General features: G+C 65.0%; 13 protein-coding genes. 6 read left to right on the top strand and 7 right to left on the bottom strand.

From position 1 onward, the window contains the following. Positions 1-32 precede the first annotated feature (32 nt). Complete coding sequence (locus GPA03_RS18855) at positions 33-839, top strand: SDR family NAD(P)-dependent oxidoreductase (RefSeq protein WP_156253615.1); 807 nt, start codon at positions 33-35, stop codon at positions 837-839. Between the two features lie 38 nt (positions 840-877). On the opposite strand, the gene GPA03_RS18860 is transcribed toward GPA03_RS18855, so the two are convergent. Next, entirely contained in the window at positions 878-1225 is a 348-nt protein-coding gene (locus GPA03_RS18860; RefSeq protein ID WP_156253616.1) for a hypothetical protein, read from the bottom strand. Positions 1226-1638: 413 nt separating this feature from the next. Here GPA03_RS18860 and GPA03_RS18865 point away from each other — a divergent pair, with 413 nt between their 5' ends. After that, complete coding sequence (locus GPA03_RS18865) at positions 1639-1983, top strand: cupin domain-containing protein (RefSeq protein ID WP_156253617.1); 345 nt, start codon at positions 1639-1641, stop codon at positions 1981-1983. Positions 1984-2021: 38 nt separating this feature from the next. Here GPA03_RS18865 and GPA03_RS18870 read toward each other — a convergent pair whose 3' ends face one another. Continuing rightward, positions 2022-3209, bottom strand: a complete 1188-nt coding sequence (locus GPA03_RS18870; RefSeq protein ID WP_241681397.1) for a hypothetical protein — start codon at positions 3207-3209, stop codon at positions 2022-2024. A gap of 208 nt (positions 3210-3417) precedes the next feature. On the opposite strand from GPA03_RS18870, the gene GPA03_RS18875 reads away from it, so the two are divergent. Next, positions 3418-3903: a very short patch repair endonuclease gene (locus tag GPA03_RS18875; RefSeq protein WP_277755252.1), complete on the top strand. Its 486-nt coding sequence runs from the start codon at positions 3418-3420 to the stop codon at positions 3901-3903. Between the two features lie 9 nt (positions 3904-3912). After that, positions 3913-5355, top strand: a complete 1443-nt coding sequence (dcm, locus tag GPA03_RS18880) for a DNA (cytosine-5-)-methyltransferase (RefSeq protein ID WP_156253619.1) — start codon at positions 3913-3915, stop codon at positions 5353-5355. Between the two features lies 1 nt (position 5356). On the opposite strand, the gene GPA03_RS18885 is transcribed toward dcm, so the two are convergent. From GPA03_RS18885 to GPA03_RS22695, 3 genes are read right to left on the bottom strand one after another with little or no spacing between them, the layout of a single operon-like run. Continuing rightward, positions 5357-5596 (bottom strand): hypothetical protein, encoded by a 240-nt coding sequence (locus GPA03_RS18885; RefSeq protein ID WP_156253620.1) that lies wholly within the window; start codon positions 5594-5596, stop codon positions 5357-5359. 10 nt (positions 5597-5606) lie between these two features. Then, positions 5607-10829, bottom strand: coding sequence for a DEAD/DEAH box helicase (locus GPA03_RS23115; RefSeq protein WP_206673642.1), 5223 nt, complete (start codon positions 10827-10829; stop codon positions 5607-5609). Positions 10830-10837: 8 nt separating this feature from the next. Further along, positions 10838-13849, bottom strand: coding sequence for a hypothetical protein (locus GPA03_RS22695; protein WP_206673643.1), 3012 nt, complete (start codon positions 13847-13849; stop codon positions 10838-10840). 146 nt (positions 13850-13995) lie between these two features. On the opposite strand from GPA03_RS22695, the gene GPA03_RS18895 reads away from it, so the two are divergent. Then, complete coding sequence (locus GPA03_RS18895) at positions 13996-15870, top strand: DUF262 domain-containing protein (protein WP_162458430.1); 1875 nt, start codon at positions 13996-13998, stop codon at positions 15868-15870. A 366-nt stretch (positions 15871-16236) separates the two neighbouring features. Here the strand turns inward: GPA03_RS18895 and GPA03_RS18900 are convergent, their stop codons facing one another. Continuing rightward, positions 16237-18111 carry a DUF262 domain-containing protein gene (locus GPA03_RS18900; RefSeq protein ID WP_162458431.1) on the bottom strand — a complete coding sequence of 625 codons (1875 nt, stop codon included), beginning with the start codon at positions 18109-18111 and terminating at the stop codon, positions 16237-16239. Between the two features lie 974 nt (positions 18112-19085). Between GPA03_RS18900 and GPA03_RS18905 the strand changes: the two genes are divergently transcribed. Next, the gene (locus GPA03_RS18905; RefSeq protein WP_162458432.1) at positions 19086-21389 is read left to right on the top strand and encodes a DNA/RNA helicase domain-containing protein; all 2304 of its coding nucleotides are present in this window, start codon (positions 19086-19088) and stop codon (positions 21387-21389) included. Positions 21390-21412: 23 nt separating this feature from the next. On the opposite strand, the gene GPA03_RS18910 is transcribed toward GPA03_RS18905, so the two are convergent. After that, on the bottom strand, positions 21413-22552 hold the full coding sequence (locus GPA03_RS18910) for a DUF429 domain-containing protein (RefSeq protein ID WP_162458433.1): 1140 nt from the start codon (positions 22550-22552) through the stop codon (positions 21413-21415). Position 22553 lies beyond the last annotated feature (1 nt).

Genomic DNA, 22553 nt, shown 5'->3' on the forward strand with positions numbered 1-22553 from the left:
GACAATGGAGGTACCAGCGAGAGGTGAGGGAGATGCGAATCCAGGGTGCGGTGCTCGTGGTCACCGGGGGTGGCAACGGGATCGGGCGAGCGGTGGTGCTCGAGCTGCTCCGCCGCGGCGCAAAGGTGGCGGCGGTCGACCTCCGCGAGGAGGGTCTGGCCGAGACGGCGGCGTTGGCCAGGGCAGGTGCCCGGCTGAGCACGCACGTGCTCGACGTGACTGATCGGGACGCCGTCGGGCAGCTGCCCGAGTTGGTGGCCGACGCGCACGGCACGATCGACGGCCTGGTCAACGTGGCCGGCGTGATCCAGAAGTTCGTCCCGTTCGCCGAGCTGGGCTACCCGGAGATGGAACGGGTGGTCTCCATCAACCTGTGGGGCGTGGTCAACACCTGCCACGCGTTCCTCCCGTGGCTGCTGGACCGGCCGCGCTCGAGCATCGTCAACGTCTCGAGCATGGGCGCCCTCGCACCGGTCCCCGGGCAGACGATGTACGGCGCCAGCAAGGCGGCCGTCAAGCTCTTCAGCGAGGGCCTGTACGCGGAGATGCAGGGAACGGAGGTCGCGGTCACGACCGTGTTCCCCGGTGGCGTCGCGACCGGCATCGCCGAGAACTCTGGAGCCGCCATCCCCGGCCAGGCCGAGCGTGCTGGTGAGATGGCCTCGAAGCTGACGACGGCGGCCTCCGCCGCCTCGCAGATCGCCGACGGCATCGAGAAGGGTGCTTTCCGCGTGGTGATCGGCAACGACGCCAGGATGCTGGACCGGCTGTCGCGGCTGGCGCCGCGTAAGGCCGTGGAGATGATCGCTTCGAAGATGAAGTCGTTGATGACCGTCTGACTCGCCCGGCCGGGTCACGCCATCCGCTCCCGTGCCGTTTACCCGACCGTGGGGGCGGCGAGCACCACGGCGGGCACCACAGCCTTGCCGCCGGCGGCCCCCGTGGTGCCGACCGGGCCGAGCTGGCCGCGCAGGCCGCGGATCGCGGGCACCGTGTACTCGAGTGAGACGTCGCCAGGTCCCGCGGGGATCGTCGTCGAGGCGCGAGAACCGCGGGTAAGCCCGAGCCGGCAGGTGAGCTCACTCGGGCGGTCGGCCAGAAGCGGCATCACGTGGGTGCCGTAACAGCGCGCGACCTCGACGCCGTCGAGCTCGGCGACGGGAGCGACGCCCAGGTTCGCGGGCATTCCTTGTCGTTGCAGCGTGATCGTGAGCGTGCGAGACATCGGCGTCAGTATGGCGGTGCGGTCGACGGCGGCCAACGCCACGTCGGGTCCGTCCGCCCTCCGCAACCGCGCCAGCCCGGTGAAGTGCCACAGCATCTGCCCGGGAGTCGGTCAGCACGAAACAGGCGGCTCCTGGTTCCGCGAGCGCGGTAGCGATCGGGTCGCGCTCGGGCAAGATCTGCACGTCGTGCGCCGACTGCGACCCGGTCGACCGCTGGGCCACACAGCCACTCAAGACCACATGGCGATCGTCCAGCTGTCACCTGGATGTTCGTTCTGATCCGCTCACAGCACGCGTGCCACGCGACGCCCTGGTCAGGTGGCGAAGGTTCGCTGCGACCGACTGATGAGCCTTGCGATGCCCTATCAGCCATGGTGGCCTGGAACCCGATCCAACCGAGGGAGGAATCGCGATGGATGCGTACGTGCTCGACCGGGCCGATGGTCGCGACGATGGTGAGCATTGGACCGAGAACTATCAGGAGCTGCCGGGTGGGCCAGGAATCTCGCTGATCCTCGAGTCGACGACGCAGGAGGGCGTCGGCCCACGCCTACATCTGCACCCGTACGCGGAGACGTTCGTCATCCGGCGCGGAGGTGCGCGATTCACGGTCGGAACCGATGACCTCGAGGCACACGCCGGGCAGATCGTGGTCGTGCCCGCCCAGACCCCGCACACCTTCCGCACGCTGCCCGGCGGCTACGAGGCGATCCACATCCACAGCAACGACCGGTTCGAGACCACCTGGCTGGAGTAGCCCAGGCAGGCCGGCCACGAGGCAGGCCATACTCTCGATCACAACGTCTCGGAGTAGATGAGGAAGTTGTCGACGTTCCGCTTCGAGATGATGACCTTCAGAGCTCGTTCCGCGCCGCTCACCTGGACCCCCTGGTGGAAGTCGTCCAGGATCACGTGGAAGTTCGCAGGGTTCACCTCGAGGATCCTCATGCTTCTGAAGCTCACGGCTTCCTTGAGCTTTGAGGAGTACGACAGATCGTTGTAGTCGGTCTTGAGCTGACCAAGAGAGCGTCGGAGCCGGTTCCAGGCGACGGTCACCTGGCCACCCGTGTCTCGCGCATGTGTGGTCGCGTGGTCGTAAATGACGTACCAGAACTTGCCGTACTCGTTCACGCAGCGTCGGATGGCGTCGGCGTCGTTGCCCGGTGACTCGCGCTTCACGATGTTGGACGTCTTCAGGTCGCCGTAGTGGGACACGTACGGACCGTCGGGGAAGACGAGGTCGGCGTCGAACCGACCGACACGCTTCTCCTTCTGGAAGCGGACAAGCGAATCGAGGCCATTCGCTCGAACGAAAGAGTCGAAGCGGTACTCGAGGTAGAAGCCCTGCCACTCGCTCTGGAACCTGTCGGGCCAGGACGCGGCGTGCATCTCGTTGACGGCGTCGAGCACATGCACCCATCCGTCCGTGAACAGCTCGGCGTTGAAGCGTCGGAACACCTCGACGCTTGGGTCTACCTGTGCGATCTCGCCGAGGAGGTGCGTCCGAAGGAGGTCTGATCGAACGGTCGTGAGCCGATTGCCGTTCGCGTCGACGCGCCAGAAGGTCCCGTCTACGTACGCCTGGTACAGATCGTTGGTCGATACGTGCGCCGCCGAGTTATTCGCCTTGCGTCGGATGTAGGTCGCGGGGTCGAAGTCGGCGAACAGGGTGGTCTCGCCGTACCGGTAGATGCCGATAAACCGCACCCTCAGCCCGTCACGCTGCGCTTGCTCGGCGACGTTCACCCACGCCCGACTGATCTGTATCCGCTTCTTGAAGATCGGGTGCGGGATCCCCAGATAGGTGATCTGGGCCTTCAGAATGATCTGGTCACGGAACCTGAGGACACGCTGCCCGGCGTAGGTGTCGACGGTCGCTCCGGGGACCGCGGCAGCCACTATCTCGTTCTTCTGCTTCTCGCTGAGAGTCAAGTCAGCGCCGCTGACGAGCACGCCTCCGGGACCGACTTGATCGACGACCACCGTCCCCAAGACTTGCTACCTCCAGGTCCGCTCGCCGAGCGCTCGCATACATGTGGAGATGATTATTCCCCGCACACCGGACGTAGGGAGACACCGTAGTCTCGGCGGCACTGCGCAGACCGGCTCCCGGACGGGGTGAGATCAGATGAAGTCAGCACGAGGAGACACAACAGCGCCGAGTGGGCCTCGATCGTGCGAGAGCTCGGAGATGGCCGAGATACGGACCTACCACGTCCCAACACACCCGGGCGCGTCGTCAGTTCAGGTCTCACGACGGATGTCGACAGCACGGCGAAAGGACACCGCCGCCGAGATGGCGCTGCGGCGGGAGCTCCATCGTCGCGGCCTTCGGTACCGCGTCACCGTCAAAGTTCCGGACCGGCCTCGCCGAACCATCGACATCGCCTTCACACGGCGCAAGGTCGCGGTTTTCGTCGATGGCTGCTTCTGGCACGGCTGCCCTGAGCACGGGACCGACCCGGCCAGCAACGCAGCGTGGTGGCAGACCAAGCTCGAGGCCAACAAGCTGCGAGACGCCGACACTACGCATCATCTCGAGTCGCTCGGGTGGAGAGTGGTGAGGGTGTGGGAGCACGAGGACCCGGTAGCGGCTGCCACGAACATAGGGCAAATCGTGCGCACGTTGGCAGGCTCACCGACCGACCTCCCGGCCGATGTCGGGGCCGTCAGGTAAGCTGCACGCATGTTCGAGCCGACTGACAACAACGAGACCGTGGACGCCCCCACGTTCACCTACGCGGACGCCTTCGCGGGCATCGGCGGTTTCGCCGCTGTCCTAGAACGCCTTGGCGGAGAGAGCGCCTACGTGGTCGAGTTCGATCGACACGCAGCGGCGGTCTACGAGCGCAACTGGGGTCACCGCGCCTATGGCGACATCACGGTCGATGCCACCGACCAGGGGTTCCGTCCTCTCGAGAAGCGCGACGGTCAGCAGCTGGGGGCTCCTCAGCCTGCACCCAGCATCGACGTGTTCACCGGCGGGTTCCCCTGTCAGCCGTTCAGCAAGTCCGGAGCCCAGCGAGGCATGGACGAGACACGCGGCACCCTGTTCTGGAACATCGAGAAGATCCTCCGTGAAACCCGCCCAACGCTCGTCGTGCTCGAGAATGTGAGGAACCTCGCCGGACCGCGCCATCTCCATGAGTGGCAGGTGATCATCGATCACCTGCGGCAACTTGGATACCAGGTCTCGTCTACTCCAGCAATCTTCTCGCCACACCAGATAAAGCCAGAGCACGGCGGCAAGCCTCAAGTTCGCGAGCGCGTCTACATCACAGCGACGCTCGTGCCCGAAGGCATGCCAAACGACGAGCTCGTCGAACCGGTGCGCTTGCCCGAGAGCATCCGGATGGACCGCGAGTGGGATCTGCGCATCGATCTTCCTCTTCAAGAGGAGCGTGTCCTCCCGGGTACACAGATCAGCGCCGATGAACATGTCTGGATCGACCATTGGGACGAGATGGTCACAGCAATCCGTGAGATGTTCGCGCGTGATGCTGACCGAGAGGGCGAGCCAGCGCGCGGAGTGCCCGGCCACCCGATCTGGGCCAACGTGTGGACCACCGACGATCGGAAACGCCGCAGCCTGATGGCTCCGGGGGGTGTGCCGGTGCCGTCCTGGAAGGCGGACTTCCTGAGAAAGAATTGGAATCTCTACGAAGCGCTCCTCGAACGCGGCGACGCGGCCTGGCTCCGGAAGTGGCTGCACAAGACGCGCACGTTCCCCGAGTCCCGGCAGAAGCTCGAGTGGCAGGCCCAAGACGCGCGTGGCATGTGGGACTGCGTGATCTCGTTGCGACCCTCAGGACTCCGTGTGAAGCGCATGACTCACCTGCCCGCGCTTGTCGCCATCACCCAGACACCGATTCTCGGCCCGCTCGGGAGGCGGCTTTCCGTGAGGGAAGCGGCTCGCTTGCAGGGCCTGGAAGATACCTTCACCTTTGGTGAGCAACGCGATGCGCTCAGCTACAAGCAGCTCGGCAACGGCGTCAACACGGGTGTCGTACTGAGTGTCCTTAAGGCACACGTCGAGCGGGATCGAGGACTGCTCGAGATGACCGAGGTCGGCCGCCGGCTGCTGAAGGTCGTCACTGGAGCCCGCGCCGTGCTCACCACCTCGGCCTGATCTACCCGATCTCCGGAAAGACCGACCGACAGATCGCTACCAGTTCGGCCGCCTTGGTCGCGTCGAGCTGGATGGACTGACTCACAGTTCCTTTGTCCTTCCGTTCGGGCGAGCCGTAGGTATCGATCTGCAAGACACGCAAGCCCTCGCGCGTCGCCACCCGCCATGTCGCGTCCGACACGGAATGGGGTCTGCCTCGGTCGAGGGGATCGAGGGCAGAGAGTGATTCGAGGTATGCCATGGGTTCTCTCTCATGTCTGGAACAACCGGAACACTTTGTCGGGACGGTTTCGAAGCACCCGCGGGTCCGTCCAGCGGAGACTCATACCTGCACCGTGGACCTGCTCAGCTAGCTCGCCCTGAGAAGAGTTGAGGCGGCCGGCGGCGCGCGACCACAACGGGTGCCCGACGGCCACGACGCGGGAATCCGTCTCGAGCGTCACCATGCCGCATCGCTCGTGGATGGCAACTGCGCCAGCCAGTTCCTCGATGGCTTCTCCGTAGGCGTCGATGAAAGCGGCTGCTCCCGACTCCGCGGTCGCTCGCCACCGCGCAAGGCGCACAGTCCCACCGCGCGCTGCATCGACCACGTCGAGCGCAAGGCGCCAGTCCAGCGCACCGTGCAGATGGCGGTTGTCCCATGAGCGCAAGCAGTCCGGGCACGAGCTGTCGCAGGCAGCATGCCCGCCCGCCTCCCACCGGGCTCCGACAACATGGGCAAGTGTCTCCAGCACCGGCTGGAGCCGACCGCGTGCGAGCTCGAGCGCGTAGCCCGCTCCGTTCTCGAGCGTGTCGGCTGCGTAGAGGGCCGCGGTGCGGACGCCGCCGACCTCGCGAGGTTGGAGGCCGACGACGAGCTCGGATGGATCGATGTCAAGCTCAGCTTGGCAACCGCGACGCAACGCCTCCGCGAAGGACAGCATCGCAGCGCGTCCTGACGCGCACTCGGCCGGGTCGGTCGGCACGACTCCTCCCACCAGGTCGGCATCGGAAACGAGCAGCAGGACCGCATCGGTGACCCTCACCTCACCGATCGCTGCCTCGCCGATGACGGGCATCTGGGTCGCGCTCGAGCCCTTGACCTGCACGATGACTGACTGATCGCTGTGTCGCTGAAGCTCATACAAGCGGCCGTTGTTGTCGTTGATCGTCAGCAGGCGTGCCTGGTCAAGACTCCACAGCTCCATCGCACCTATCTGCCCCGGAGCAGGTCCGAGCTCGAGCCAGCTCAGCACAGGGCGGGCAGCGGTGGCGGCGTCACGATCTTCGATGTGACCGTCACTGCGCTCGATATGCGTCCTGAATCCCAGTGGCTGGTACATCGTGACAGTGCGGACGGCATCACCGCACACCGGGCACTTCTGCCAGGTGTCGACGACGGTTGAGGCGGAGCACGAGTTGCAGCGCTGCACGGCCAGAGGGGTGCCGAGCGGGTCCATCGGTGCGCTCTTGCGCCCCTGTTGCCTGAAAGCGGCGAAACCGTTAGCCGTGTAGACCCATCCATCTCTGATCACTTGGGCCCCGGGGGCAAAGAGCGAGACTGCCTGACCAAGCGGACGGTCGCTGATCGGCTCGGGGCGCTTGCTGCCGTGCTCGGTGGAGTAGAGGTAGCGCACCTTGGTCGGAAAGCCGAACATGGGCAGGATTCCCGCGTTGGCAAGCCGTTCGCTCAGCGACCTGTCCGAGTGCACCTCCTCGTGCACTGCAGCATCCACAGCCGTGACGAGGTTGAAACGCGTCCACGTGATCGTCTCATCGACGTCAGCGGGGTCCAGCCCGGTCAATCGGGCGAGACGTCGGAGCGTGGTGTCGACCTCGGCCGATGACGACAACCAGCGAGCGACGCCGGTGCGGTATTGCACCCACTGCTCTACTCTCCCGAACGCGCCGTGGACGTTGTCACCGCGAGGCTCGGGCGGCTGCTCGAGCGAACTGAAGGCGCGCCGAAGCACTTCTGCAGCAGCGACGCGTTGGAAGATGCGTCGTCGACCGGTGTCCAGGAACGGCTGGGGTGGTAGGTCGCCCGTGATGCGATGCGCGTTGCTGAAGTAGTAGTCATCGTGGGAACGGTCGCGGCAGAGTGTCGCGGCGTAGGAGAAGGTCTGACCCGAGCGTCCGGCTCGTCCGACGCGTTGCTGGTAGTTGAACCTTTGTGGGGGCATGTTGCCCATCACCGTCGACCGGAGCGAGCCGATGTCGACGCCGACCTCCATCGTGGTGGTCACACTGAGGACGTCCAGCGGGGTGGCCCGGCGGTTCTCGGTCGGTTCCGGGAGAAGAGCGCCGCGGAACACACGCTGTCGACGCCGCTGCTCGTCCGGGGGCCGGGTCTGCCCGGTGAGCTCGGCGACAGCGAGCCGCTGGGGTTCTCGAGTTGCTAACCATGCGTAGTAGTCAGCCGTCCCGAGCTCCGACGCCGGTTCTACCTCGAGCTCTCCTGTGCACTTCTCCCGCGTGCAGATTCCCGCCGAGGCGTGGAGGTGACGCCGACCGCACAGCGTGCATACCCATACGGCGTCCTCCGAGGGTCGCACGTCCAGCGGAAGGTCGAGACGGTCGAGGTGAACCTGTCCATCAGTCAACAGTTTGTCGAGGCGGGTCTGGACGATGGTGACGAGCTCATCGGCCGCAACGCCCACGCGAGGCGCCGCTCGACCGAGGAAGTCCGTCAGTGCTCGCGGCCACGATGCCGTCGAGGCGCGAGCCTGTGGCAGCCACCGGCCGCTGCTCAGCAGGATCCGGAGGCTGGAGCAGACGGCTTCCACGATCTGCGGGCTGTCGTGCTCGACCGATCGAGGCACGAAATATGCCACGAGGGTCTCTTCTGCGTCACGACTGCTCTGCCCTAGCAGGACGTCGCCAAGGGACGAGGCAAGCCAGTGCAGGTAGCGCTTCTGGGCGTCGTGACGAACGGTCGGGTCCTCGAGCGGGCGCCACTCGCCTGTCACCGGAGGGTCGAACGCGGTGTACCACGGTGAGTCATCGGGCAGCTTGAGCAACGAGGCTCGCGGTCCACCCGGTGGGACACCCAGGGCTACCAGTCGGTCTCGGATACGTGTGACCAGTGACGGCCACGAGAGCTGCCGCGCCGCGGCTGCCTGTGCTTTTTCGAACTGCTCGATGAGGGCAACGTGCTCAGCTTGCGCCACACCCACGCTCTGCAGCGTGTAGGCCGTGGTGATCTCGTGGTTCTCGGCGGCCAGCTGTCCGTAGCGTGCCGCAAGATGCGGTTGAAGGTTGCCTGAGGAGCCAGCGCGGAGGATCGCAGCGACGTCCTCGCCGGGTTCGGTCAGCGTCTGCTGGACCTGCTGCCGCACAAGATCCGCATAGTGGGTCATCGCGAGCCCCATCGCCATCCGCGCAGCGTCATCACGTGAATCCGTGAAGATGATCGTCCTGCTGGACTCGGGGTCGTCTCCGAGCTCTCGGAAGATCTCGGAGACGAGCAGCTGGGCTGCCTGCGCCGCGCCTTGCGTGTGCGCGCGAATGGCTGAGGTGACGCGGCCCTTCTCAAAAGCTCGCTGCTGTCGAGTGTGCGCGCAACGTGGGCAATGAGATGGCAGGGCAGGGGGTGACCACTCTTTGTCCGGCCCCGTCCAGGTCATGACCGTGCCCGTCGGGTCGAACGGGCTGGGGGCCAGATAGCCGGTGGCAGGATCGAACGAGCCTCCAGCGAAGCCGAACTTCCACGTGCCCTGCCCGGGGCCGGTGTGCGTCCAGCTCACCCCCGCGCCGTCCCGGCGTGGGAGATACCAGCGGTACTCGCGCGTACTGCGCTCGTAGACGTACCTGCTCCGTTCGTCGTCACTCTCCCGTGGATCTACGCCGAGGAACACGCCGCCTGCCTCGTCGTGCTCGCTGAGGACGTGCCCGCCGAGGCTCGCGTCACCACAGTTGCCGCAGTAGAGGAGCTCGAGGACCCTTCCGCCGCAGGAGCAGCGGTGCATCGGCCTGGCGAACAACCGACCGAAGCCGCGTTCAGTCCTGGCTTGGGCATCGATCTCCGTGCAGAAAGGGCTTGAGCATGCCCACATCCCGCGCATCGTCCGGACGAAGTAGTGGGCTCGGAAGGGGATACCACCGCTTCGTTGGGGCGCTCCCGCGGCGAGCACGTCGAGCGCGGTTGAGACGAGCTTCGGATCCGGGTCGCCAAAAGCTCGCGCGGCGATCTCGGGCAGGCGCGTGGCACGGACGACACCGTCGTCTCCGCGGCACGCCGCAGCCAGGATCTCGTCAAGCGGCGCAGCCGCGTCCTGCAGGACGTCGCTCGTCGTGGGGAGCGGTTGCTCAACCGCCCGAGGGGATCCAGCGATCTGCTGGAAGGACTCCCGGGGCACACCGAAGAAGCGTTCGAGGTATTCGTCTGCGTCCGCGTTCAGTGACGCGCTGGTCCCGACGACCCTCAGCTGCCGGGACTCAGGTTCCAAGCCGAGTCGCATCAGCAGGTTCCTCAAGATCAGTGCGACCTCGGATCCCTGGGTGCCGCGGTAGAGGTGCAGCTCGTCGACCACGAGCGTGAACACATTGTCCGGGTCTGCTCGCAACCACGCCGCAGTCTGCTCGAAGATCGGCTGCTCACGCTCCCGCATGAGCATGATGTTGAGCATCGAGTAGTTGGTCACGAGGAGGTCCGGTGGCGTCTCCACCATGTCCCAGCGCGTCAGCAGCTCGACGCGCCGAGGATCTGAGAGAAAATCAGCGATCTCAGGGTTGGCGGCCGTGACCGAGTCGAACTCCGCGACGAGGTCTCGCAGCTGCTTTGCGATGGCTGCGACATCTTGGGGTAGATGTGCCTCCGGCCGCTTGGTGCCACCGATGGCTGCGGACGTGTAGCGGCCGAACCAGAGCGCAGGGCCCCCGAGGTCGGCGATCCGTCTCGCAGCCCGCCGAAGCCGCGACATCTGGTCCTCGACCAGCGCGTTGGTCGGGTAGAGGACCAGGGTGCGGACTGCAGCGTGGCGTCGTTCGTGCGCCCGGACCGGAACCCAGTGCCTGGGGTCGGCGTCCCACCACGGTGCCGCCGGTTCGTCAGCCTCTCGCCAGCCTCGCGCCTCTATCAGCAGCCGTGACAGCACTGGGAGCAGAAAGGACTCCGTCTTGCCGGATCCCGTTCCGGAGGTGATGACGGGGTTGCTCGGCCCCGCAGCACTGAGGGCAGTGCGGAGCGCATCTGCCTGGTGCTGCCTCAGCCGAACTTCAGAAGCGGCCCGACCGAACAGCCCGCCGATGAGCCATTCCGCCTCGTGAGCTGCGAGGCCCACCTCGGCACAGACAGCGCGGGCGTCGTCGGTCCCGTCGTACGGCAGCACGGGTTCCAGGAGCGGTGGGGGTACCAGCGGAGCATCCGCTGCGAGCAGACGCCGTCTCTCGAGCGTGATTGCGCTGTCCCGGAGGTAGAAGGCGGTATCGATGTAGCGCAGGAGCGTCTCGCGCAACCTGTCGCCGAGCAGCACAGGGTTGATCTCAGCAGTCATGTCAACGCTCAATTCGTCAGGAGGTACGTGAGTCGTGAGGCGACGCGCTCGGGGACGCTCATATAGACCATGTAGTTGCGGCGCCGTTCCGGCGCGCGGCCAGAGCAGAGGACGGCGGCCCTCTGATAGAGCCCCGGAAGGCTCGCCCCGAGGGGGACAGCCAGCTCCCGAGAGTCTCGGGACCACGCGATCAGAGGTCTGTTCGCCAGGTCGGCGGCGGCGGCGTGCTTGACGAGGTAGACGTCGCCGATCGCTGCGGTGCCGTCGTCGAGGTCTCCGTGGGTCCGGTAGAAGTACTCTGAAGCGAACCGCCCGACGCGATACGCGCCAACACCATCCATGCCTTCGCCGTCGACCCACGCAGCACGAGCAGGGTCGAACCACTGAGTCTCGAGCCACCCGTTCATGTGGCGACGTGGCAGGGCCGCGATGACGGTGCTCAACGGGGGAAGCGCGTCGACGAGCGCACCCGCGGCGTCGCCTGCGATGGCCACATCCTCGATCTCCAACCACTGAAGCAGAGCGTCGTCGCTCGCCGTCGTCGCCACCCGATCGGGTCCACGTCGCTGCTGCTCGACACTGTAGATGTGCCCGTGGTCCTCGGAGTTCTGAGCTGCGATGTCGCGCAGAACGGGTGGCCAGTAGCCCGTGAGGACTCGATCGGCGCCCGTGTCCACGACGGCGGTAGATGTGACCTCCCAGCTGATCTCAGAGAGATCTGTGGCAGCCCGCCTCAGCTCGATGTGGCCGAGCGAGTCGAGCGTCTGTACGAACTCCTTGTAGAAGACCCGGCTCGGGTCGATCTGTGCGGCAACCCGAGCAAGCAGGGACGCGTGGCCTCCACCGGTGTACTGGAGAGCGTCGAAGGCAGTGCTCCAGTCGTCACTCGGCTCTGTCACCGGGACAACCGGTGGAAGAGCTCGTACGTCGACCGTGTCGCTCGTGCTGGCACCCCGGCGGCGGTCGTAGTCGCGCTTGTTGCGCCAGTAGCTCGCCGGATAACGCCTTTCGAGCCCGCACCACTTGCACACGCCTGCCGAGCTGGCCACCTTGGGTCGGAAGGTCTTCGAGTCGATCGGTACCTGCTCGACGATCGTGTAATGAGCTCCCGTGTAGAAGCACGACTCGGCCTCCGGTCGGCGCAAGGCCACCTTTGCCTGGCGCTCTTTGTCCCGGACTGGCTTCCACCAGGGCTGAGCCGGTGGTGGTGACGACTCGGAGGGACGGCGAATGGGGGCGTCGTACTCGAGCTCCACTCCGTGCAGCCGAACAGCACCGGCGCCGCTGTCGGCTCCCATGACCGCCAGCGGGTCGGAGATGTCGTGCATGATCGATTCGACGCGGGCCCACTGAATGGCATCGGGGTTGTCGCTGCTGCGAAGCACGACAGACTTGCGGGCGGAGACCGTGCCGTCTGCCACCAGCTCGACCTGATAGTCGCCGTCTTCGAGATCGAGACCGTCAAGAGCCTGGATGACAGAGCCCGTCCCGTTGTCTGACCACTCCTCGAGCACCAAGGGTTCGTCGTCCTCACCGGGAGCTCCCAGGGAGACGAGGCGAACGGTGAAACCACTGCTGTCGCTGACGGCGCGAATCTCAGGGGCGCGCCAGGTGTGCCACCGATGGCGGAGAGCTCCGGGCAGGGCGAACCCACCAGCCAGCTTCAGCTGGCTGCTCGTGAGCGGCACCAATGCCCTGACGTCAAGGTGCAGCGACTCGGGACTTGCCGGTCGCCCGAAGACCTCGACATCTCGGACTAGGGTCCAACCCTGCGGGATGCCCGGCGTCTCCTTGTCGAGCTTCCACCCGGCTCGAGCGACCGCATCGAGCAGCGACGTGGTCGCTGCGAGAAGGCGATCAGCGACAAGAAGTACGACATCGTCGCCGAGCAGGACCTGCGGGACCTCGATCCACGCGCCGCTGAGCTCATCGCGTCGGAATACCACCAGCCCTCGCGGACGCCGCTCGAGCCGGCCGGCTGTCGCATCCTCGAGAGTGAGCACTCCTTCGAGCAGGTCGGCGGCGTCGATCAGGCCAGCATCCGCCAGGGTCGCAGCCCCGGGCATGCTGGGGACCAGCTTCACGTCGACCGGTGTGTCTCCGAGCAGCCTGCTGTCCCGGGTACGGCTCGCGTCGGCGACGAAGAACAGGGGTGAGAGGCGCGCTCGTCGCTTCGGGAACGACGTCAGCTGCAGAACAAGGCGTACGCGGCCGCGGTGAGCTGCACCATTCGCGTTCTCCTGCTCTGCTCCGTCCCACTCGGCGAGCAGGGTCGCCGCCACCTCGGCGATGCGCTCCTGCAATGCCGGCTTCTTCCACAGCTTGGCTAGATGGTTGGTCGCGGGGGATGGTGTCTGGCTGACCCACGAGCCGATCAGAGGCAACAGCTCGCCCGGCGGGAGCTCGGAGCGGGGGGCGAGAGCGAAGTCTGCGAAGAAGCGTTCCAGATTCCGTCTGTCTGCCTCACGCACCAGGGCCTGTGAGAGCGCGAGACCCACGTAACGCAGCCCCACCGAATAGGCGGTGGGAAGCCCTCGCCTGCCGCCGAGCGACTCGAGCCACAAGTTCAAGCTGGCCCAGAACGGCTCAGCAACTGCCCGGTAGCTCGAGGCCAGCCGCTCGCTGTCGCGCACGGCCAGGAGATCGCCCAGGCGACCGTAGTAGTTGTGCGCCGCCATTCCGTCGCCGGACGCCATCTTCTCCGCAGCGAGGCTGAACACCGACAAGAGCGCGATCAGGGGATTCGTCTCCACCCGTGTTCCCGCGCGCCATGCAGCAAGCCGTCTGTGATGGCGATCGAAGGCCGATGGACCACGACTCAAGAGCGTTGCCCGCACGACGTCGAGCAGTGCGGGCACGACGTCGTCCGCTGCTATGCCCGCCGAGATGGAAAGCCTGGCAACCACGTCGTCCTCGACGTCGAGGTAGACCGGAGTCGCCACCTCCACCTCGGGGAACAGGATCTCGGCGATCCAATCGTTCCATTCGTCATAGTCCGACCATTGAAGACTGTTCGACACCCGCGTCTCGTCCCCCGTTGGTCCAGATTAGGTTGATGCTGTGACCGTATCGAAGGGCTGTGACAACGGGCGTCGTACCTGGACACGATCCCATAACCATTAGCCTGGCCTGAGCAGCGATGCGGACGAAGAGGGCGGGACTGACAATGACGCATCTGGCCGAGCCATCTGTCGGTGACGAGCGCAGCGAGGTGTTGACGAGCCTTGCAGCGGGACTCGCCATGCTCTCGGCGACCGAGGTCACACCCACCGAGGTCGACGAGGTCGTGCCCTTCGACGCCGAGGACGTGACCTTCGACGCCGAGGCCACCTGGCTCGATCAGCTCGTGCTCGTGCAGGACTGGCTGCGACTCGATCATCGCCTGGATCCCTTCGCGAGCACGGCGACGCTGGCGACCCGATTGTTCGACGGCCTCGGAGCGAGGGACCACAGCGAGCTCTACGTGCTCGACGGCGACAGCCTGGTGCTCACGGATGCCGGCGTGGACCTTCTCCGGGCGCGCGTCGAGCGGGCGACTGCCCTTCGTGATTCCTTCCTGGCCTCCGTCGAGACAGGCTCGCGGTCGGCCGCGACGGCGGAGTGGTTGACCGCGTGGGACGACAGTCTCACCGCCACGGTGTCCGGTCGGATCCGCGCCAAAGCGGAGGTCTGGTCGATACACGACTTCGCATCGCGAGCGAAGTCTGGGCGACTCGACCTCAGCCCCTCGTATCAGCGGGGCGACGTCTGGCCGACTGCAGACGCACAACTCCTGATGGAGTCGATCCTCCGTGGGATCCCGTTGCCGTCGATCATCATCCTGCGGCCGCGGTCGGTCGCGGACGCACCGTTCGAGATCGTCGACGGCAAGCAGCGGCTGACCTCGATCCTCCGGTTCATCGGTGCGCATCCCACAGCGCTCGAGTCGGTCGAGGCAGCCAACAGACAGCACCCAGGATTCGATCTCCCGCATCTGTTCCGCACCAACTACCCGGCCTTCCGACGGGCATGGGCCGATGCGACCGGCGAGCGACTGACTACGACCCTGGAGCGGTCCTACTTCTTCCCGTACCGGCTCGCCTCTGGAGCCTCTGGACTGTCCGGCGAGCTGGCACCCTTCGCCGGGAAGTACTACCACGAGATCACCGATGAGTACGTGCACGTGGGTGGAGAGCAGGTGGCCGTCCGGGACGTGTTCGAGTCCACGACGGACTACAAGATTCCTGTGATCGAGTACACCGAGGCGACACCTCGACAGATTCACGAGGTCTTCAGTCTCTACAACAAGCAGGGCAAGCACCTGAATGCGGAGGAGATCCGCAACGCGGTGTACCACGAGCTCCATCTGATGCGCGCCCTGTCCGCCGCTTCCGGCGACGCCCCGAGCATCCGCAAAGCGGCTCCATTCCTAGCAGCCGTCGGGGGTGACGCCGCTGACATCAGCAAGTTCCTGCAAGACGCGGGCATCGCAAGCGCGCGCTACCGCCGCACCAAGGTCCTGTCATGGCTGATGTCGATGCTGGTGGTCGAGTCGCTGAACGAGCGCGGAGAGCCGCGCAGGCTCTCGACCGCCAGCCAGATCAACGCGATGCTCGACCGAGCACAGCACCCAGGCGACCCGCTGAACGACCCCGGAACCATCAACGAGCTCATCTCGCTCGTAGCTCTCGGCATGCGGGCGCACAGCGAGTCCGATGCCTGGGCGGACACGTTCAAGGACGGCAACCTGGGCAAGCGATGGCAAGACCTTCAGCTAGTGGCGAGCCTGACGGGCGTCTGCCTTGCGGGGGCGGCCCTTGGGCCGACTGTGGTGCCTGTTCTGACTGAGAATGCCGAGCGCATCAGGGCGGTGTCCGCGTCGGAGTGGAAACGACCCGCGAAGACGCAGACCTCCGTGCAGTGGGACTACCTCGGACGCGTGGCTGTGAAGATGCTCAAGTTGCTGAAGGTCGATCCGCAGCGGGCGCACGAGGCGGTTCATTCGCTGTCTGGTGCCTCGTCAGTTACGGCTTTAGTAAGAGCCGCGGTCGAGTCGGAGTAGGCCGCCTCGGGAGGGGCGCAAGCACTACCGCGCAGTTGGATAGCGTCTGCGATCGGGCCGTCAGTCAGCGGGCCGCCGTCCACGAATACTTCGCGTTCGTTCCAAGTTCGTCCGAACTCGACGGGCACCTGGCGGGATGTTGATTGATCGACTTCTCCGGCTCGCCGGCGTCGAAGTCCCAGGTGGCGGGCGCTCTACGAAACAATGGAGAGGAGAGCGCACATCGAAGGCTACGGATGGATCAAGGTGCTTGGGCACTCCACACCAGATGTCCCAGGAACCCGAAGCTTCAGTCCTCTGGTCGCGCAAAGCGGCCTCTGTGACCAGCGATTCTTGTTGAATCCTGGAACGGCTAAGTCAGGTGGCCTAAGCACTTTGGGCAGCCTGGATCTCAAGGTTTCGATAGAGTGCGTCCTTCATCGTACTCCAGCGCCCCCTCAAGAAGGAGCGGTATGCCTCCAACGTCAAGCCAGGCTCGCTAATATCGACATCCTCTGCTCTGCAGAGTAGAAGCCGGTCAAGAACGGCACGCTCCTCCTTTGACAATTGGTGGGCCGAAAGATACTCAGAAATAGTCTGCTCAGACTTTTCGCGATTGAGAATCTTGGTGAAAAGGGCAAGATTCGCGATACAGCTGATTGGCCAACCGGGCCCTTCGCTGGACACGATCACACGCTTCAATCGGGAGACCGGGTACAGATGCTCCAACTCAAACTGGTGCTTCTTGTCGTCCTTGAAAGATACGAGACCCGCATATACAAAGCGCAGCAGCAAACGATCGACTGCTCGAACATACTGCCTGCTGCGCTGCTCCCTCTCGAGCTGCTTTCCGAACCACGTATCGAGCGCGTTCTCCCACGTACGCCGCTCAATTGGGCGACTATAGTAGGGCGAAGGATCTATTGCTCTTCCATCGTCGTCCATTTCCCAGACCCGTGAGAATAGCGTCGAGTAGATCGGCCCGCGCCAAGTCTCCTCAATTGCGTCCATGAGGTAGTGCTGCGGAACCGCGAGCGCAAGCCGTTTCCAATCCGCCTCCCAGTTGGGTCGTTCTGACCAGTCGCCCCTCGTGTCCCACCGGCCGGCCGCAGTGCGCGCAATAATCGAAACGATCTGGAGTTCACCATGTGCAATATCTATGCCATCGGATGTATTGTTTAGTCGGAGCCCGACGAATGGTGCCAGCCATCTTTGAACTTCAGTCGCTGCGGCGGTGAGGCAGGCTTCCATCTCGGCCGGATCGATAATCCCATCCTCAGCCCGGGGCATGAACTCGGGCAGGAGAGCCATCCGCGATAATTGCTGACCCCGCACCACGCAACTGAGCGAAAACGCGGCCGGCTCCGTCTCCGCGGGATCGGACCGCTGGTTGAACAGCAGACTATGGCCACGGACCAGACACTTTCCGAATCCGAATAGGTACTCGAAGAGGTTGAAGTCTTGGATTGCGCGGCCAGAATCGAGATCGCTTATCGCGAATCCGCGGGATATGAGTGCGTCGTACTTGTCATTGATTGCGACGCGAACGTCAGTGGAATTGACCTGCGTCTGCGAGTTGCTCATCCATGTGGCTGCAAACACCTCGTACTTGTTGAGCTTGGTCCCCGACTGATTGATGCGTTCGAAGATTTCGGGCAATTCACCTTCGGGCCCCGCGTAGGTGACCACCGGTAGCGATACGGCGGTGATATCGACGGCAACCTTCAACTCGTCGAGCGCCTCCTCGATGAGGACATCGAGCTCCGCGGAACGCTTCGATGGCAATACATCGAGTGCGTCAAAGACGAACGCCGCAAGATTGTGCGGGGAGAAGCCTGCGGCGAATGTGAGTTTCTTCGTTGCGCGCATCCAATCCTGGATGGCGCGTTCGACGTGCAAGGAGTCGCGCTCGATGAGGTGGGCGATGCCGCTGATATGCGGTGCGCTTAGCAGTTTGCTCGATGCATATGTCAGCGGTTGTTCGCTATAGCCAATCAATGTGCTTGTCCGCTGAAGTCCGTCGACAACTTGGTATGTCTCGTGCTGACCACCGGGATTCGGACGCCGATAAAGAAGGATCGAGCCTATCGGATAGCCGCGATGTATTGAGTCGATGAGGTCAATTCTTTGTTGATCTTTCCATACCAGGCGGCGCTGGAACTTGGGGATTTCTACGCGCACCCCAGAATCTGCTATCGCCTGGACCGCCTGGACCAGTTTACCGATGGTCCAGATCGAACTGCCAGCCGTATCTTTCAGCATGATCTCTCCCTTGACACAACTCAACATTGCTAGCAAAGGCTAGCGGAACGGATGGGACTCAGGGGTACGTCGATCGTCCTGCGCGCGGCTCAATCGTCGTCGGGCTGGCCTGCAGGTTTCCGGCTCGCTCAAGGCATCACGATTGATCTCGTCCAGAGCCTTGGTGACGGTTTGGGACATCAGTGGTCAATGTTGGCGCGAGCCGGGCAACGGGCAGCACGGCGGCGAGCAGGCGGTCACCCAGCCAGACACTGACGCGGCGCGCTGCCAGTTCTACGGTGTCTTAATGGATGAGCAAATGGGTACCGTTGGGCACTCGGCATGGGAAGCATGTGCCTTCATCATGGCTACGATTCCAGTTTGGCAGTGGCCGCCCGGCAGGATATCCATCTGTGTGACTCGGTGTCGTGAGCGATCATCCCTTGCGGCGGGCGCGGGGCAGGGCGATGCCGCCCGCGCGATCGGAAACGATGACTCTGTAGGGGCCGCGCCCGGAGCAAGTAGCGGGGCCGCCGTGAGGCGACGCTCTGAGTCCTTGTGCCGGGGCTCCGGCAAGTGGTGTGTGCCCAGTCAGTCCCCGCGCTCTCCGGCCCCTATTCACGGTGCGGTGGCATCCGGCGGCCTGGGGACCCGTAGACGCCGTCGAGATGACGATCGCGTCGAGCACTTCCGCTGCGGTCTCACCGTCGAAGTTGTGCACCGCGGCTGTGTCGAGGGCGTCATGCCTCACGGATCGAGCGTGTGGTCTCGCGGAGCGGGTTCGCGACCTTTGCCTCAGACCCTTCGTTCGACGCCCGGACCGGGAGCCTCCCGTAGAGAATCGTCAGGGCCGAACGATGTGGCGCGGCACGTAGCGGTGAGTACTTCGCGGCCAGCGTTTCCAATCCCCTATTCTCGTGGGCTAGCGGTACCGACGGACTTCGCGTGCGACATGTCCCCCACCGCACGAGTAATCGTGCTGCCCGGGGAGACAGATGGCGTCGACGTACCGCCTGCAGGCGGCCGATCTGGTGCGGATGTTCGAGCCGCCCTCACCCGGGGAGGAGCAGCTCGCGCGGACACTCGCCTACTCGGGCGCCTCGCCGTCGGCCTCGGAACGGCAGTCGTGGCGGGCGTCGCTGCCCGTACTTGGCCGAGACCTGGTCGACGCCGACCTTGGCCACATCGAGGTTCTGCTTGAGCATCGCCTACCGCTGAGCTCGAAGCGGACCGATGCCGTTCTCGCGGGCGTGCACCCACGCACTGGCCATCCCTCGTACGTGGTGGTCGAACTCAAGCAATGGTCGAATGCGCACCGGTGGGAGGACGACGACATGCTCGTCGAGGTACCAGGCGCCGCCTACCGACCCGTACTGCACCCGTCGCTCCAGGTGGCTGGGTACGTCGGCTACCTCCGCGACTTCACCACGTCGATCGACGCCACCCACGCTTCGATTCAAGGCGTCGCCTACCTGCACAACGCGGCCGATACCGGCGTCGCCGAGCTGTGGTCCGTCCCGGCCGCACATCAAGCGCCGGTGTTCACCGGCCAGCGTCGCGGCGAGTTTGTCGATTTTCTGCGAGGCCAGTTCTCTGACGAACCTGGCCGCAGCGCGGCCGATGTCCTCCTCGGGTCCGCGATCCGCCCCTCGAAGCGCCTGCTCACAGTTGCGGCCGCCGAGATCCGCGAGCGCGAGAACTTCATCCTCCTCGACGAGCAGCGCGTCGCCTATCAACTCGTGCTGCACGAGGTCGAGGCGGCTCGACGCGAAGATCACAAGACCGCCGTCGTGATCTCGGGCGGACCGGGCTCGGGCAAGAGTGTCATCGCTCTCGCCCTCCTTGGTGAGCTCGCTCGAAGCGGGCGAGCCGCGCTCCATGCGACCGGCTCTCAGAGCTTCACGCAGACGCTGCGCAAGGTGGCGGGACACCGCTCCCGTGAGACGCAGTCGCTCTTCAAGTACTTCAACTCGTTCATGAACGCCGACCGCAACGGTCTCGACGTCCTTATCCTCGACGAGGCGCACCGTATCCGGGACAAGTCCGTCAACCGGTACACGTCCAAGGTGGTTCGCGAGCACGCGGGTCCGCAGATCGACGAGCTCCTCGACGCCGCCCGCGTGCCCGTGTTCCTCCTCGACGAGCATCAAGTGGTCCGCCCGGGTGAAGTCGGCTCCATCGACCTCATCGAGAGCCGTGCAGAAGAACGCGGGATCGACATCAGACACGTCGACCTCAACGCCCAGTTCCGCGCCGGCGGGAGTGAGGCCTACATCAGCTGGGTGCTCAGCCTTCTCGGCCTCGCTCCGGGTGGCCCACAGCCCTGGCGGGGTGACGAGCCCACCTACTCGCTCGACGCCGTCGACAGTCCCGAAGAGCTCGAGGCTCGCCTGCTCCTGCACCACGACGGCGGGGCGACTGCCCGTATGACCGCAGGCTATTGCTGGCGGTGGAGCGACCCGACGAAGGACGGGCAGCTCGTCCCTGACGTCACGATCGGTTCGTGGCAGCGCCCGTGGAACGTCAAGGGCGATCGGCGCGTGGGCGACGCGCCGCCGTCACAGCTCTGGGCAACCGAGTTGGGCGGCTTCGAGCAGGTCGGCTGTGTCTACACCGCGCAGGGATTCGAGTACGACTGGAACGGCGTGATCCTCGGCCCCGACCTCGTGTGGCGCACCGACCGATGGGTCGCCGTACGGGAGGCAAATCGAGATCCGGCGTTCCGATCCCGCTCGGCTGTGAGTGACGTGGAGTTCGACCGGCTCGTGCGGAACGTCTATAAGGTCCTCCTCACGCGCGGGATGCGCGGGACGCTGGTGTACTCAACCGATCCCGAGACTCAGGAACTGCTGAAGTCCCTGGTGCTAAGGCGGGGAACCGTGGCTCAAGTCACTGGCGGTACTCCGTTGGTTGGCAATCCCTCGGCTGCATACGTCGTTGGTGAACCGTCACGGCCGAAGGAGAAGGTCTCCACAGTCCGAGTGACGGGCCTGACGCCACAGTCAGTGCTCAGAGACTTCGTTCTGCTGGCACTCCGCGACCTAGGAGGGTCTGCGACGAAGGAGAAGGTCCTCGACCGGATCGACGAACGCTTTGGCGCCGGCTTGACGCGGGATGACCGCCGGCGGCAGCCCTCGAACAACGAGGTCAAGTGGGAGAACCAGGCCGCCTGGGAGCGCAACGCCATGGTCACGGACAAACTGATCGAGCCTTATGTCCGTGGCGTCACCACGCGCGGTGTCTGGACCCTCACACCACTCGGGCGGGTTGAGGCCGACCGGCTCGCAGACGGCGGATAACCCCGCCGCCACAAGTACGTCTGTTACTCCTGCATCTTGCTGTGGGGCGATGCACCTGGCCGTCGATGCGCCCGCAGTGGGGGAAACCGTCTTTCGTTGAGATCGATCTTTGCACCGGTGACCTGGAGTAGGTCGATCTGCGCGACATCGGCGAGGCGGGCCAGGTAGATGAGCACGTCAGCCATCTCCTGACTGACACGTTCGCGGAGGGCGGCGTCCTCGATGACAGCCGTTCGACTCGCCTCGCCGTCGAGCCACTGGAGCTCGGCTGCCAACTCGCCTGCTTCACCTGCAATCGCCATCGCAAGGTTCTTCGGGGTGTGGAACTGGTCCCAGTCACGAGCGGCGGCGAAGGCTCTCAGACGGTCGGTGAGTGCCTCGACGGTCCCAGTAGCGCTCTCGGCGCGCCGTGTGACGTCGGGGACGACGGTTGCACTTGCCGGTCGCCGTGGCGGATGGTGCGGTGCGGGCGGAGCGACGATGTAGCCGGTCTCGATATCACCAAAGGCCATCAGGGTTCCGGGGTCGTTGTCGAACAGCCAGGCGAGGTAGGCGCACACGACTGCGTCCACCTCGTCCTCGACTGAGTCCAGGTCCACCGGACGGGCACTGCGTGACACAACCGCTCGGATCTCCTGCCACCGTGCGTTCGTCTCGAGGGCGAGGATGTGCCATGTCTCCATGAGATCCAGGAGCCTGATCAGCTCGGACCTCCGCCCCTCGATTCGGCCCTTCTTGTACCGGACCACCCACTCAAGGCCGAGCAGGCCCACGAGCGCCGCGTGGGGGTACACCTCAACGCACACCGGACGGCCGGAGCTCGCCGGATCCACCTCCCAGCCGTGGCGCTCCGCAAGGAGCTCAGCGCGCGGGGGGTTCATGTACGCACGGGAACGGTTGCTCGCATGGCAGCTCGCGCCATAGCGGCCGTAGGCCACGCCGACCAGCCGTTCGCACTCGCGCATCCCGGTCTCGTTCGGAACGATCAACGGGGCGTCCACGGCAATGACTTGCGGCGCGCCGGCAAAGGTGCCTAGCCACGCGTCGATCTCGTCATCGGTACGTCCCGATCCAGATGCGATAAGGCGTCCGGCCGTGTCCACCACGGCCAGACCTGTACGCGCCCGGTCGCCCCAAGCGAGGTCGATGCCGACATAACTCATG

This window comes from Pseudactinotalea terrae (assembly GCF_009733845.1).
GTDB lineage: Bacteria > Actinomycetota > Actinomycetes > Actinomycetales > Beutenbergiaceae > Pseudactinotalea > Pseudactinotalea terrae.